We start from the raw sequence: 12,563 nt of genomic DNA, 5'->3' as shown, positions 1-12,563 counted from the left end.
TTTGTAAAAAATCTTTCTTCCTCCCCAAATCAGATATTCCACTGCTCTAACTCGCTGCTGATGAAAGCAGACCGTTCCTTAATGTATTCGCAAATCACATCAGGCTCCCGGTCAAAGCGATCAAGCTCATCTTTTTTATAAGGATCCTTCGCGACATGCGGCCTGATCTGCTCATACAGCGACATGACCTTCGGCTTCATATGTTCAATAGTAAACAGGGTCTGAAGCGTCTCTTCCAAAAGCTGTTTATACGCTTTGCGGAAATACGGTTCATCCAGAAGTCTTGCGGTCAAGGTATTAAATCCTTGTATTCTGACATAATCAGCCTCCATCCGGTCACCGTGAATATCTCTTCCCCACGTCGCATCGTAATCCCACGGAATGACTTCAAAAAGTCCCGTTTCATGGCTGCGGTACAAGGCGTAATTATGAACAAACCCATCGTAGTTTGAGGTAAACACGATGCCCGCAAGCCACCGCAAATACTTATCCGCGTCCAAGTGTTTGACAATCTCCCCCTTGAACTCTGACTTCGGCACGGTATTAATTTTATAAATCATATCCTGCAGATGAAAATCGTCTTCTTTCGTTCCCGTTTTCTTTTCATAGCCAAGTTCGAGCGATGTTTTCGTGTCCCGCTCCAAATCACTGACGAGGGAGAAATTTGCATCATCATCCACCGCGTAAAAAACAGCGCCGTCAGCCAGGTTCCGTTTCGCCAGAAAATATTCATCTACTGACTCCAGCTCAAGGTACACACCCTCATATTTGCCGTTGATCTGCAAGGATACGAAATTCGCCTTTGGCGACAGCGTTCCAAGCTCCGCGAAGAAATCGAGAGACAGCTTATTCCGCATCATCGACGGATCTTTGTACTCGGCGTTTAAATGTATTTCTTTAGCCCTGCGAAATGTTTTCGGCGAATAAAAAGTGACGTGATACGATTTTTTCTTAAAGTCTCTTATATGAGAGCCGCGGTACGCCAGATCAATGTCAAGGCGTTTTTGATTCACTCTCAGCACCGCGGGCACCGGATCATCATCCCAAATGTCTTTTTTCAGCTCCAACAAGTCCTTCGGGTGAATAAACAGCTGATATAAAGGCAATGCTGATTGGTCTTTCACCTGAAAACCTCCTTGTATTAATTTAGGCTGTGCTTTTTCGATAAAACTCAGCGGAACACACATACACTTTTTTTATCCATGCGTACTATGTGGTAGTAAGGATCGCATCCTTAAAACATATATCAAGAGGAGGTTTCAAAATGGGCCACTATTCCCATTCTGATATCGAAGAAGCAGTAAAGTCCGCAAGCACCGAGGGATTAAAAGATTATTTGTACCAAGAACCAAAGAGCAGTAAGAAAAGAAAGTCCCGCAAAAATAAAAAATCTCGCAGCCACAAGAAATCACGTTCTCACAAAAAATCTCGCAGCCATAAAAAATCATGCCGCTCTCACAAAAAATCTCGCAGCCATAAAAAATCACGTTCTCACAAAAAATCCCGCAGCCATAAAAAATCACGTTCTCACAAAAAATCTCGCAGCCATAAAAAATCGCGTTCCCACAAAAAATCTCGCAGCCATAAAAAATCGCGTTCCCACAAAAAATCTCGCAGCCATAAAAAATCACGTTCTCACAAAAAATCCCGCAGCCGTAAAAAATCGTGCCGTTCTCACAAAAAATCACGCAGTCAGAAAAAATCGTGCCGCCGCAAGAAAAAACGCACTCAGAAAAAACCTTACCGTTCTCATAAAAAACAAAGCCATAAAAAAGACGATTACTGCACCAAAACAGAGTACTGGAAAGATGGAAATGTCTGGGTTGTAAAGAAAAACTATAAGAAGTAATCCCCCAACAACCTAATATCACTTGTAAATAGGCTGCCGGCTAAACGGAAGCCTTTTTCCTCAAACAGATATATGCCACGAAATAAGATATGCATCCGGGTTTCTTTTGTTGTGCTTCCGAATTTTCTTTCGGTATAATCAGGTCATACGAAAAAGAAAGGCGGCTGACATGATGCATATCTTACGAGCAGACGAATTGAACGCGAAAGATACCTACAAATTGCTTTCGGGCACAGTAGTTCCCCGGCCGATTGCATTTGTCACTACGCGTTCATCTATCAACGGCGCCGTAAACGCGGCGCCCTTCAGTTTTTATAACGTTATCTCCGCAGATCCGCCGCTTCTTGCCATTTCTGTAAACCGCGCGGAGGGACAGCAGAAAGACACTGCGAGAAACATAATCGCTCATCAGGAATTCGTCGTGCATGTCAGTGATGAGTCCATCATTGAAGACATTAACAAAACGGCGGCAAGGCTTGGCCCTGATGTCAGTGAGCTTGACATGACAGACCTTTCCGTGACAGACAGCACCTGCATCAGCGTTCCCGGTATAAAAGAAGCGAAGGTCAGGTTTGAATGTATACTCGAACGCCACCTTCCGTTCCAGAATGACGGAGGGGAAACGACGACAGATCTCATCATCGGCAGAGTCGTTTGTTTTCATTTGAATGATCAAGTATATGATGCCGATAAGGGCTACATACGGACAGATGAACTGCAGCCTGCGGCGAGGCTCGCGGGGAATGAATACGCCAGAATCGGGAAGACATTTACACTTGTCCGCCCGACCTGAAACAGGAGCCAATATAATAGAAGAAACTAGTCAAAAAGACCCCTTTTAAAAGGGGTCTTTTTTTATCTGTTGACTGTTTAACTCAGTCTAATGTCTTATAAAAGATTGAAACTTACAAGGTCCTAAACGAATGACAAGTGTTTAGGGGGCAAACGATGGATTTCATTCAGTTACTGATTTTTTCAGCCGTATTTATTTTGCTCAGCTTTATGTTTCAAGTATTTTCCGTCAAAGTTCTCCATTTGCCAAGCCTGTTAAAAAGCAGAAGCCGATAAACGGCACACATCGATTAATCGAAATCATACTGCTTATTTCAGGCATCGCAGCGGTGTCATTAATCAATGAAATGTACGTATTTGCGGGAGTTGTTTCCATGCTTTTCTGCTGCAGCGGCTTAATGGAGCGGCGGCACCGGCGGGAGAAAAAGCAATATGTGTACGATTCGTTTTACGCGGGGCTATCTGCCGCACTCGGCGTACTTATTTTTTTCATCCGTTAACGGATCATGCTCTATACCCCTGCGGCCGCACCGTCGCCGCGCGGGTCGGCCCCGCCTTGGAGAAAACCTTCGTCATCAATGACGATCGCTGCAGCATGTCCCATGATCCGGTCAAAATCGCTAACCGTCTCGACGCGGTGGCCGCTTTGCTTTAATGCTTCTCTCGTTTCACGGCTGATCCGGCTTTCGACCCTCAGCCCTTCATACGCCTCTCCCCATGTCCGCCCCCACACCCAGCGCGGCTCACTGACCGCCTGCTGCGGGTCCATGTTGTAATCAATGATTCGTGTAATCAGCGCCGTCTGAGTTTGCGGCTGGCCTTCTCCTCCCTGGGTGCCGTACAGGATGTGCGGCTTCCCTTCTTTACAGGCCATCGCCGGCATGAGGGTGTGGAAGGTCCGTTTGCCGGGTTCGAGCGTATTGACATGAGATTCATCCAGCGAAAAAAATGACCCGCGGTTTTGCAGCAGAATGCCCGTCTCCCCCGCCGTAACGGCTGACCCGAACTCAAAATAAAGGCTCTGTATAAAGGAAACGGCATTTCCTTCCGCATCTCTGACGGCGGCATAAGCAGTGTCGCTTCCGACCGGACGGCTTACCGCCGGCGCAGCCGTGTAACCGATGTCTTCCGCCAGCTGCTTTGCATACCGTTTATCAAGTAACCGATCCAGCGGAATATGAGAAAATGCCGGATCAGTCAGCACTTCATTCCGATGCTGAAAACTCTTTTTCAGCGCCTCGATCAGCAAATGATAATATTCAAAGGAGCCGTGTTCGATCTTGGAAAAATCATAGTTTTCCAATATATTAAGCGTCATTAAGCCTGTAAACCCCTGTGAATTCGGGGGAGCCTGATAAATGCGGTACCCGCGGTAATCAGAGGATACCGGGTCCGACCACTCGCCGCGATGGGCTTTAAAGTCATCAAGTGTCAGACGGCCGCCGTTGTTTTGCAAAAATGATGTGATGCTTTGGGCGATATCCCCTTCGTAAAAAGCGCTCCTGCCTTTTTCGGCAAGCTGCTCCAAGCTGACCGCCAGATCCTTCTGGACAAACCGCTCGCCAGGCATGGGCGCTTTTTTGTTTCTCGTAAAAATGGCTGAGGTATAAGGTGTTGAGGCTAAAAGAGCGAGATTTCGTTCTGTGTGGGCGCACTGGTCGGCGGACACCGGGAATCCGTCTGCCGCATAATCAAGGGCGGGCTTCAGCACCTCAGCGAGCGAAAGACGCCCGTACGCCGAAAGCACGGCATCCCAGCTGTCCGCCATTCCCGGAACGGTAATGGCGCTTTCTGTCCCTCGCATCGGTATCGCTTCTCTGCCTCGATACAAGTCTCTCGTCACATGTTTTCCTGAGCGGCCGCTCCCGTTGTAAGCTTTGATTCGCCCCGTTTCTTGATGGTATGTAAGCCAAAATGAATCTCCGCCAAGCCCCGTCATATGCGGATACACGACTGCCAGGCATGCGCTGACCGCCACCGCTGCATCAAACGCGTTTCCCCCCTTTTCAAGAATGCCGGCCCCCGCCTGGGAAGCAAGATAATGCGGACTGACGACCATTTGTTTCGTTCCGATGGTAGAAGTATTCATGGCAAGCCCCTTTACAAATTTTCTCAAGTATAAAAAGCGGCACCGACGGCATCCACTTTTCTGAGAGAAAATCTCACACACTATTTTCTTTCCGATAATAAAAAATCAATATTTATTACGTAACGAAAACAATTAAAAAATTTATCCTTCATACCGTAAGATTTCATGATACAATAATGTCTGCCAGATGAAGGAAGGTGAAGCCGATTGGAACATGAGTACAGCATTCCGAACCTTGTACTTGATGAAACGGATAAACATATTCTCTCGATTTTGCACGAGGAAGGGAGGATTTCCTATACAGACTTAGGAAAGCGGGTTAATCTGTCGCGTGTGGCGGTTCAGCACCGCATCCAGCATTTAATGGATGCCGGCGTAATTGAAAAATTCACCGCTGTCATCAACCCGGCGAAAATCGGCCGCCATGTGTCCGTGTTTTTTAATGTGGAAGTGGAGCCGCAGTATTTGGAGGAAACAGCGTTAAAGCTTGAAAAGGAGCCGGCCGTGACAAGCCTTTATCACATGACCGGACCGAGCAAGCTGCATATGCACGGCATTTTCGCAAATGATCAGGAGATGGAAGAGTTTTTGACAAAACGGCTTTATACGCAAAAAGGCGTCGTCAGCGTCGATTGCCAAATGCTGATTAAACGGTATAAAAGCAGAATGGGCATGAAGCTGTAAGGAGGACACGGCAATGAAAAACCCCTATTGGGACATTACCGCGGCAATGGTGCGAACAGGCATTCTCGGATTCGGGGGCGGCCCGTCCGTGATTCCGCTCATCCGCCATGAAGCCGTCAATAAATACAAGTGGATAGATGATGATGAATTCGGAGAAATATTAGCGATCGCAAATGCGCTTCCCGGACCGATTGCCACGAAAATGGCCGCGTATCTGGGCTTCAAGCTGAAAGGCACGTTAGGCGCAATCTTGGCAACCCTCGCCCACATTCTGCCTACATGCCTTGCGATGGTAGGCTTGTTTGCCGCTGTAAATGTGTTAAGCCACTCAGCAGTTGTTGCCGGCATGATTGGCGCCGTCACGCCGGTTATCGCCGTCATGCTCGGCATCATGGCGTACGAGTTTGGCCAAAAAGCGCTAAAAGGTTTCGGCTGGGTCACCGGCATCCTGTTTTTTATCATCGCTTTTATCGGCCTGCAAACGCTGCAGATCAATCCCGGCTTTGTCATTATTATTTTCTTAGCATACGGCGCGTTTCATTTTAAATTAAAAGACAAAATCACAAATAAACGTTCTAAAGATAAAGGAATGTCGGCTTCATGATGATGATCTATTTATTTATGGCGTTTTTTATTGCAAATGTACTCGGATATGGCGGCGGCCCTGCATCTATTCCGCTCATGTTTGAAGAAGTCGTCAACAGATACAGCTGGCTCTCAAACGACCAATTCTCAAACATGCTCGCCCTTGCGAACGCATTACCCGGCCCGATCGCCACAAAAATCGCCGCGTATGTAGGCTACAGCGCAGGCGGATGGCCCGGCTTCCTGATTGCGCTGATCGCAACCGTCGTACCGTCGGCGCTCGCATTGATCGTGCTTCTTCGCATCATTCAGCGCTTCCGCCAATCACCCGTCATCAAAGGCATGACGCTGTCCGTCCAGCCCGTCATCGCCGTCATGATGCTCATTCTTACGTGGCAAATCGGCGCAGACGGCATCAAAGCGATCGGCTGGATTCAATCACTAGTAATTGCGGGGATTTCCCTCCTTGCCCTGACAAAATTCAAGCTGCATCCGGCCTTTCTGATTATCGCAGCGTTTTTGTATGGAGGCCTTGTGGTTCCCCATTTGTAGAAAAAAGCACCTGGACAGGTGCTTTTTTATTTTGGCCCGGAAATGCCGTTTGATATGACAGCTGTTTCTTCTCCTGCATCACTCTTGATGATGTGCTTGACTTGCAGCGTGGTTCCTGCCATTCTCACAGATTGCTTCAACTGAGGCGAATCGGTTTCAACCTGTATCCAAACAGGAGACTGGACCTTCCAAAATAAAAACAATGCAAGAATCAGCATGCCAGCAATGACCGACAGCAAAAACTTCATATCGCATCGCTTCTTTTCAGTAAGCGGCTCGCAGCGGACAGCGCCTGATAATCATGAAGAATATCACCGGGACGATTGCCTTCTCCCAGCACATAGCCTTTAAAGGGCATCCCCATAAAATGAAAAATATGTTCAAATTGCTGAATCAGCGGCAGCCCTTTTAGTTTAGGATTGTCTCCTCCCACTGCTGTTACATAGGCCTGCTTCGCTGACATTTGCTGTTTAAAATCAGGAAATCTCGGATCTCTCAACGTCTGTGACCAGCGATCAATAAACAGCTTTAATGTCCCTGACATGCCAAACCAATAAATTGGGGTGGCAAAGACGAGAATATCACACTGCAATATCCGTTCAATAATAGAATCGCAGTCATCTTGAACAGGACGAAAGCCGCCTTGGGCGTGGCGCAGATCTTCAATTGGCCGGATCTGATATTTCCGCAAATGAATGTGCTCCGCATCGAATCCTTGAACAGCTTTATCCGCAAGAATATCCGTATTTCCGCCAGACCGAGTTCCGCCATTAATAACCGCAATTTTCATGATGCATCTGCTCCTTTGTTTACGAATGATTTTCTTCATCATATAATGGATTCATCAATCAATACAGATGATTATTTCGATTATTCCAATCGATAAAACCGATTTAGAAAGGGCGAGATCAAATGGAATTGAAGCAGCTGATCACCTTTATTACCGCAGCAGAACATGTAAACTTCACCCTAACCGCCAAGATGCTTAACTATGCACAATCAAGCGTTACCTCTCAGATCAAATCACTTGAAGAAGAAATCGGGACTCCTTTATTTGAACGGCTCGGCAAGCGGCTTATCCTGACAGAAGCCGGCAAAACATTCAAATCCTATGCGGAGAAGATTATTGCGTTAACAGAAGAAGCAAAAATGGCCGCAAATCAGGTAAGAGAAACAACCGGAACCTTGAAAATCGGGGCGACGGAAAGCCAGTGCACATATCGCCTTCCGCCTATCATAAAAGAATTCAAACAAGCTTTTCCTCAAGTAAAGCTCATATTCAAACCGTATATTTCCAACGAACAAGCGAAAGAACAGCTCTTACAGGGCCAGCTTGATATCACCTTCATTTTAGATGTGAACCGAACGGAAGACGCACTGCACGTTGAATCTTTGATTCAGGATGAGATCAAAATGGTAGCCGCCAATGACCATCCTTTTCCAGCAGACTTACCAGTAACATTGAAGGATCTTCAAAACGAAACCCTTCTGCTGACAGAGGACGGCTGCTCATACCGCACGCTCTTTGAGGACACTTTACAAGACGCCGGAGTCTACCCTAATAAATTAGAATTTGTCAGCATAGAAGCCATCAAACAATGCGTGATGGCAGGACTTGGAATTGGACTATTGCCTGAAATGACAGTAAAAGACGATATTGCCGAAGGACGGATGAAAGAGCTCAACTGGCAGAATGAATGCCCTGTTTTTACTCAACTGGCATGGCATAAGGACAAGTGGATGTCTGCACCATTAAAGGCTTTTATCGATTTGACGCGAAAAACATTCAAATAAAAACCTTATCCGCAAGGACGACAAGGTTTTTAATAAAGCAGACACCAGGCATACAAAAAAAACACTTGGCGGCTTAGAGCCCCAAGTGTTACACGTGATTTTCCTGATAAAACGTTCGCAAGACATGTGTTTCAAGGTCAGCCAGACGGACAGGGATCGGCAGTCTGCTTTCATGATTGATCAAACTCATTGTGATGTGATAGCTGCTTTCTAAATCAATGTCATGTCCGCAAGACAAAAAGATAGGCTTCACGTCCCGCCTCGTTCGCAGCGCCCGGCCATATACCTTGCCGTCAATGATAATATCGGTGTATGCGCCGACTTCATTTTTAGGCATCTCGAAATCGCAGCCTTTGATTTTGAGATAGGTTTTCGCAATCCCGATCGTCGGCTTCCCCAGAAAAAAAGCCGCATGGGTGGCAACGCCCATATGATTGTAATGCAGATACCCGTTGCCATCAAACAAGAAGACATCCGGCTCCGCCTCCAGCTTTTTCGCCGCCTCGATAATCAAAGGCAGCTCGCGAAACGCAAGAAAACCGGACACATACGGTACGCTGATTTTCCCCATACTGTGCACCTTTTCAATGACTTCTTTTGTATCAGCGTCAATCACGATGATACTGCACACCCCGTACGGTTCCCCGTCCTGCTCCCAATAGGCGAGGTCGACGCCTGCGCAGGTGTTGACGGAGTTTGGAGGGATGGCGGGGATAGGTTGATTTTATGTATAAGGGATTGTTGTATTTGAATAAAATCCGTTTCATCATTTAGATGAAAATCGTGAATTTGATGTATTTTCATTTCATTGGTTTTCCTCTCTTAAAATAGTCTTCGCGCTCAATCTTCCTGTGTTTCGATCTTGCGAAGACTCCTTCAGCAAATTATGCTTCATTGAAAAAAAGCAGATAGTATCATCTGCTTTTTTATTAATACTCATTTTTCATTTCTTTCATAAAAATAAGATCCAATTGTTTAAGTAATTCTTTAAGTTCAGTACACATAATATCCTCTAAAGGATTTTCCCAATCTCCATTTTTTATCAGTTCAACGCCATAACTTCCAGTGGGATCCCCTTCTGGGTACCACCCTACGTCAAGCAGCAAATTTTTTGTCTTATGAGAAATCTGCAGGAGATCTTGATTAAAGTCAAATAACCAAGCATCATCATTTTCCTCTAAAGTTTTAGGATCAGTATCTTTTAATGTAATATAATCAACAGTCCAACCCGCCGGTATCTTAAGCCTTAAGAAATTGGGAACATGTTGGCTTAGCGGCTGCAAACCCTCTAAAACCCCGCTTCCCACAGTCCAGATTTGATATTCTAACTCTTCTAATAATTGTTCTATCTCATCAAAAGATTCATCTTCATAAATCTTATCTGTTTTTAAGCCCGTTACTATGACATGGTATTGATCATTTTCATAAATTACCTTAATAAAGGCCTTTCGTTTTTCATTTTGCAGTATTAGTAATTCACATTTTTCTTGCATCCTTCTTTCTGAACTTAAATTGTTCAGTACTACAGACCAGCCATTACAGATTTTTAATGGCAACAATTGAGAAATATGGTCTCTGTCCATCCAGTTTCTCCTTGTACTCCACATTGTTATACTATCTATAAAAAAACTTGCCGATGACAACACGGCAAGTTTTAACTACAGCAATTCTAATACATCAGTAAACAAGGCATCTCCTAATGTTAATCTTCTGTTGAAAGGCTGGATATGTGGCAATTCACTCCACTCATACACAGTATCATAGTAATCATACAAATAACTGAGTTCAATAAATCCTTTCTCATGCATTATTTTATTAATATAGTTGGTCCCCTGAATCAATTCTAAAGATTCAGCGGTCCCAACAACCTCATAAGCCCCATCGATTAATTCATGTCTAAGGGAATAACTATAATCTAGTACATAAACAGGAACCAATTTAGATACTTTCATATTAATTTGCTGTTCTAAATGAAAACCATTTTCCCCAGAAAGATCTTGCAAATGAATATCAATTTCTCCAGAAGGATTGTTTAAATCCCTAACTTCAATTTTTTTCAAACCTTTTATTTGAGTAAATTCATCAGGTACTTTTATTTTCTCTGCGCATTTGCTCTTGTACCATTCGTCTAACTCCCTATTCACAAATAGACGATGAAGCAATTCACCGATTTCAGGGTATTCATTAATAAATCTGATTCCATGTTTCATTTGTAACTATTTCATCCATTATTATTTAACTACTTCCACCAAGTAGCTGTTACTTGTTTTAAATGATATTCAATATATAAAATCACTTTTTTATAATCATCTGATGAAAATTCTTTAATAGGATCTTCCCAATCATTATCTTTGACTAGCAAAACCAGATAGTTACCTTCAGGAGAAATGTCAGGAACCCAGCCTAAATCAAGCGTTATTGAGGATTGTTCATGATAAAGCTGCAACAAACTGTCTGTGAACAAAAACCAGGAATCATCATTCGGTTCTAAAGTTCTTGGATCTATTTCAACAAAATGATTATAATTCACTTTCCAACCTTGTGTTATTCTTAAGGGATGTATATTAGCTTTTGGAACATCTAATTTAATATGTTTTCTTTCCATGAGAACCTCTGTTTAGTAACTATTAATTTCCTAAGCTTTATTTTTTATAAGGTTCAATGCTATAACTTCCGGTTCAATCTCCTTCTGGGTACACCCCAAATAAACTAATCATTCATATCTTTAGGGGGTATAAAAGCGACTAATTGACCTTCAGGATATATACCTTTCCACCCACAAGGCCATCCGCCTGTTTTATACACTTGAAACATTTTCTCAAAAAGATTGTCTTTATTACCGTTTACCAGACGATTGATTGCACATTTATACAGATCTGACTCTACTTCTTCAGCAATATCCCAAAAATCCATAGGAATGAAATCTTCAGAATAGTTATCATCAGAATTGAAAATATTCGACAATTCTTCATCTAATGTTTTTAAGTGATCATCACTTAAAATTATACCCAATAACTGTCCGCTTTCATTTGATTTTACATCTTGCCAAACTACTTCAACTTCATCAGTATCTTGAGACCATGCTAATTGTTGCGCTATCTCAAAATCTTCTATAAGTGTAATATCAGACAAATTCCGATTATTATTCTTAAATAATTCTCCGTGCTTAATAAAGTCAATTACCTCTTCCACTAAATCGCTATATTTACCGTAACTACTCATTTATTTAACCACCTTTCCCATAATTCCTCTGTAGCCCCCTCCTCTTTGCAAAAAAGAAGGCTTTTTGTTTTACCCTCCCCTCTTTAGTTTCATACCTATAAAAAACCTGAAAAGCGTAAAACCACTCCAAGTAGGAGTTCTATAGTTTTTTAGTAACTCCAAGGTTAAGGTTTCTCTCCAGTTTTCATAAAAAGCAAAAACTAAAAAGCAGGTACAGTATAATACCTGCTTTTTACAACAAATTTATGCTCAGGAAATTTTTATTTCAAATGACGCTCCAATTATTATCCATTACATAAATTGCATAAGTTAAAGGACTATCAGTAAACTCATACGCTAAATCCAGAAGCAATCATCTACTTTAACTATATGAGATGAAATAATATCCTTTGTTAAGACATCTTTCTCTGATCAGGTCTCAACGCATCAAAATGAAAATTCATTATTCATATAAACTTTCTATTTCAATACCCCAGAAGCTCCCTTCATTTATACAATTTGAGTCTACTCTTTTCAGTTCTTCTTTCAACCATTCAATTACATATTCAGGAATATCATTGTCGATAAAAGCATCTTCTCCATTAATTTGAATAGCTTTGTCAATCATTTCTGAGAAAAGCAGTATACTTTCTGCAAATTGATTTATTGAAGAGTTAATAAATACTTCTTTATATTCATTACCATTATCTAAATAAACAATTCTCTCGTTATTTTCTATAATACAAATTGGATCTCCGGAACCAGTAGAACCTAACAACCAATATTTTCGAAACGCTTCCGACACATCAAAGATACTTGTAATTGGTTTAAATGATGTTTGAAAAGAAGTGAAATCCAAATATGGCGGAGGGGTTTCAGGTAAACCTCCTAAAGAAATAAATTTTTTAAATTCCTCCGAAAAAGGAGTCTCTACTAAGTCATCATATGGAAACTTTAATATCGGACCATTTTTATTAACATCCCAACTTCGATTAAATTCTTCGGGTAATAACATCG

Annotated in this window: 16 protein-coding genes and 1 pseudogene; 7 read left to right on the top strand and 10 right to left on the bottom strand. The window is 42.9% G+C overall.

Annotated features, from left to right (window positions below; genetic code table 11):
* Positions 1-29: 29 nt before the first annotated feature.
* Entirely contained in the window at positions 30-1,124 is a 1,095-nt protein-coding gene (locus tag ACH32G_RS07165) for a CotH kinase family protein (protein WP_016937715.1), read from the bottom strand.
* Between the two features lie 140 nt (positions 1,125-1,264).
* Between ACH32G_RS07165 and cotG the strand changes: the two genes are divergently transcribed.
* From cotG to ACH32G_RS07150, 3 genes are all read left to right on the top strand, one after another.
* Positions 1,265-1,849, top strand: a complete 585-nt coding sequence (cotG, locus tag ACH32G_RS07160; RefSeq protein ID WP_448814149.1) for a spore coat protein CotG — start codon at positions 1,265-1,267, stop codon at positions 1,847-1,849.
* A gap of 172 nt (positions 1,850-2,021) precedes the next feature.
* Complete coding sequence (locus tag ACH32G_RS07155) at positions 2,022-2,642, top strand: flavin reductase family protein (protein ID WP_448814148.1); 621 nt, start codon at positions 2,022-2,024, stop codon at positions 2,640-2,642.
* Between the two features lie 328 nt (positions 2,643-2,970).
* A complete protein-coding gene (locus ACH32G_RS07150; RefSeq protein WP_395941060.1) occupies positions 2,971-3,141 on the top strand; it encodes a hypothetical protein in 171 nt (56 codons plus the stop codon).
* 11 nt (positions 3,142-3,152) lie between these two features.
* Here ACH32G_RS07150 and ggt read toward each other — a convergent pair whose 3' ends face one another.
* The gene (gene ggt, locus ACH32G_RS07145; RefSeq protein ID WP_448814147.1) at positions 3,153-4,730 is read right to left on the bottom strand and encodes a gamma-glutamyltransferase; all 1,578 of its coding nucleotides are present in this window, start codon (positions 4,728-4,730) and stop codon (positions 3,153-3,155) included.
* Between the two features lie 207 nt (positions 4,731-4,937).
* Here ggt and ACH32G_RS07140 point away from each other — a divergent pair, with 207 nt between their 5' ends.
* Genes ACH32G_RS07140 through chrA form a run of 3 tightly spaced genes read left to right on the top strand, consistent with a single transcriptional unit; the run spans position 4,938 to position 6,551 of the window.
* Complete coding sequence (locus ACH32G_RS07140) at positions 4,938-5,414, top strand: Lrp/AsnC family transcriptional regulator (protein ID WP_016937711.1); 477 nt, start codon at positions 4,938-4,940, stop codon at positions 5,412-5,414.
* Between the two features lie 13 nt (positions 5,415-5,427).
* Positions 5,428-6,018 carry a chromate efflux transporter subunit ChrB gene (chrB, locus tag ACH32G_RS07135; RefSeq protein WP_016937710.1) on the top strand — a complete coding sequence of 197 codons (591 nt, stop codon included), beginning with the start codon at positions 5,428-5,430 and terminating at the stop codon, positions 6,016-6,018.
* Positions 6,015-6,551 (top strand): chromate resistance efflux protein ChrA, encoded by a 537-nt coding sequence (chrA, locus tag ACH32G_RS07130; protein ID WP_049627544.1) that lies wholly within the window; start codon positions 6,015-6,017, stop codon positions 6,549-6,551. Before chrB ends, chrA begins: the two co-directional genes overlap by 4 nt.
* A 26-nt stretch (positions 6,552-6,577) precedes the next feature.
* Here the strand turns inward: chrA and ACH32G_RS07125 are convergent, their stop codons facing one another.
* Both ACH32G_RS07125 and ACH32G_RS07120 read right to left on the bottom strand, forming a co-directional pair.
* Complete coding sequence (locus tag ACH32G_RS07125; protein WP_448814146.1) at positions 6,578-6,799, bottom strand: hypothetical protein; 222 nt, start codon at positions 6,797-6,799, stop codon at positions 6,578-6,580.
* Entirely contained in the window at positions 6,796-7,341 is a 546-nt protein-coding gene (locus ACH32G_RS07120; protein ID WP_448814145.1) for a flavodoxin family protein, read from the bottom strand. Before ACH32G_RS07120 ends, ACH32G_RS07125 begins: the two co-directional genes overlap by 4 nt.
* Positions 7,342-7,463: 122 nt before the next feature.
* Here ACH32G_RS07120 and ACH32G_RS07115 point away from each other — a divergent pair, with 122 nt between their 5' ends.
* Positions 7,464-8,345 carry a LysR family transcriptional regulator gene (locus ACH32G_RS07115; protein WP_064777939.1) on the top strand — a complete coding sequence of 294 codons (882 nt, stop codon included), beginning with the start codon at positions 7,464-7,466 and terminating at the stop codon, positions 8,343-8,345.
* 88 nt (positions 8,346-8,433) lie between these two features.
* Here ACH32G_RS07115 and ACH32G_RS07110 read toward each other — a convergent pair.
* The 6 genes and pseudogenes from ACH32G_RS07110 to ACH32G_RS07085 all read right to left on the bottom strand — a co-directional run bounded on the left by ACH32G_RS07110 (position 8,434) and on the right by ACH32G_RS07085 (position 12,561).
* Positions 8,434-9,149, bottom strand: a pseudogene (locus tag ACH32G_RS07110) (endonuclease V).
* Between the two features lie 125 nt (positions 9,150-9,274).
* A complete protein-coding gene (locus ACH32G_RS07105) occupies positions 9,275-9,928 on the bottom strand; it encodes a hypothetical protein (protein WP_448814144.1) in 654 nt (217 codons plus the stop codon).
* 75 nt (positions 9,929-10,003) lie between these two features.
* Positions 10,004-10,555 (bottom strand): hypothetical protein, encoded by a 552-nt coding sequence (locus tag ACH32G_RS07100; RefSeq protein WP_099745189.1) that lies wholly within the window; start codon positions 10,553-10,555, stop codon positions 10,004-10,006.
* A 29-nt stretch (positions 10,556-10,584) separates the two neighbouring features.
* A complete protein-coding gene (locus ACH32G_RS07095; protein ID WP_448814143.1) occupies positions 10,585-10,950 on the bottom strand; it encodes a hypothetical protein in 366 nt (121 codons plus the stop codon).
* Between the two features lie 104 nt (positions 10,951-11,054).
* Entirely contained in the window at positions 11,055-11,567 is a 513-nt protein-coding gene (locus ACH32G_RS07090; protein WP_016937701.1) for a hypothetical protein, read from the bottom strand.
* Positions 11,568-12,009: 442 nt separating this feature from the next.
* Positions 12,010-12,561 (bottom strand): SUKH-4 family immunity protein, encoded by a 552-nt coding sequence (locus tag ACH32G_RS07085; protein ID WP_016937700.1) that lies wholly within the window; start codon positions 12,559-12,561, stop codon positions 12,010-12,012.
* Between the last annotated feature and the right edge of the window lie 2 nt (positions 12,562-12,563).

This window comes from Bacillus sp. CIS52, assembly GCF_053545315.1.
Note: the sequence above shows the minus strand (reverse complement) of the source record. Positions and strands in the feature narration are given on the sequence as shown.

Excerpts from the sequence above, each read along its gene's own strand:
- cotG (WP_448814149.1), top strand. The coding sequence starts at position 1,265 with ATGGGCCACTATTCCCATTCTGATATCGAAGAAGCAGTAAAGTCCGCA.
- ACH32G_RS07155 (WP_448814148.1), top strand. The coding sequence starts at position 2,022 with ATGCATATCTTACGAGCAGACGAATTGAACGCGAAAGATACCTACAAA.
- ggt (WP_448814147.1), bottom strand. The coding sequence starts at position 4,730 with ATGAATACTTCTACCATCGGAACGAAACAAATGGTCGTCAGTCCGCAT.
- chrB (WP_016937710.1), top strand. The coding sequence starts at position 5,428 with ATGAAAAACCCCTATTGGGACATTACCGCGGCAATGGTGCGAACAGGC.
- chrA (WP_049627544.1), top strand. The coding sequence starts at position 6,015 with ATGATGATGATCTATTTATTTATGGCGTTTTTTATTGCAAATGTACTC.
- ACH32G_RS07125 (WP_448814146.1), bottom strand. The coding sequence starts at position 6,799 with ATGAAGTTTTTGCTGTCGGTCATTGCTGGCATGCTGATTCTTGCATTG.
- ACH32G_RS07120 (WP_448814145.1), bottom strand. The coding sequence starts at position 7,341 with ATGAAAATTGCGGTTATTAATGGCGGAACTCGGTCTGGCGGAAATACG.
- ACH32G_RS07115 (WP_064777939.1), top strand. The coding sequence starts at position 7,464 with ATGGAATTGAAGCAGCTGATCACCTTTATTACCGCAGCAGAACATGTA.
- ACH32G_RS07105 (WP_448814144.1), bottom strand. The coding sequence starts at position 9,928 with ATGGACAGAGACCATATTTCTCAATTGTTGCCATTAAAAATCTGTAAT.
- ACH32G_RS07100 (WP_099745189.1), bottom strand. The coding sequence starts at position 10,555 with ATGAAACATGGAATCAGATTTATTAATGAATACCCTGAAATCGGTGAA.
- ACH32G_RS07095 (WP_448814143.1), bottom strand. The coding sequence starts at position 10,950 with ATGGAAAGAAAACATATTAAATTAGATGTTCCAAAAGCTAATATACAT.
- ACH32G_RS07090 (WP_016937701.1), bottom strand. The coding sequence starts at position 11,567 with ATGAGTAGTTACGGTAAATATAGCGATTTAGTGGAAGAGGTAATTGAC.
- ACH32G_RS07085 (WP_016937700.1), bottom strand. The coding sequence starts at position 12,561 with ATGTTATTACCCGAAGAATTTAATCGAAGTTGGGATGTTAATAAAAAT.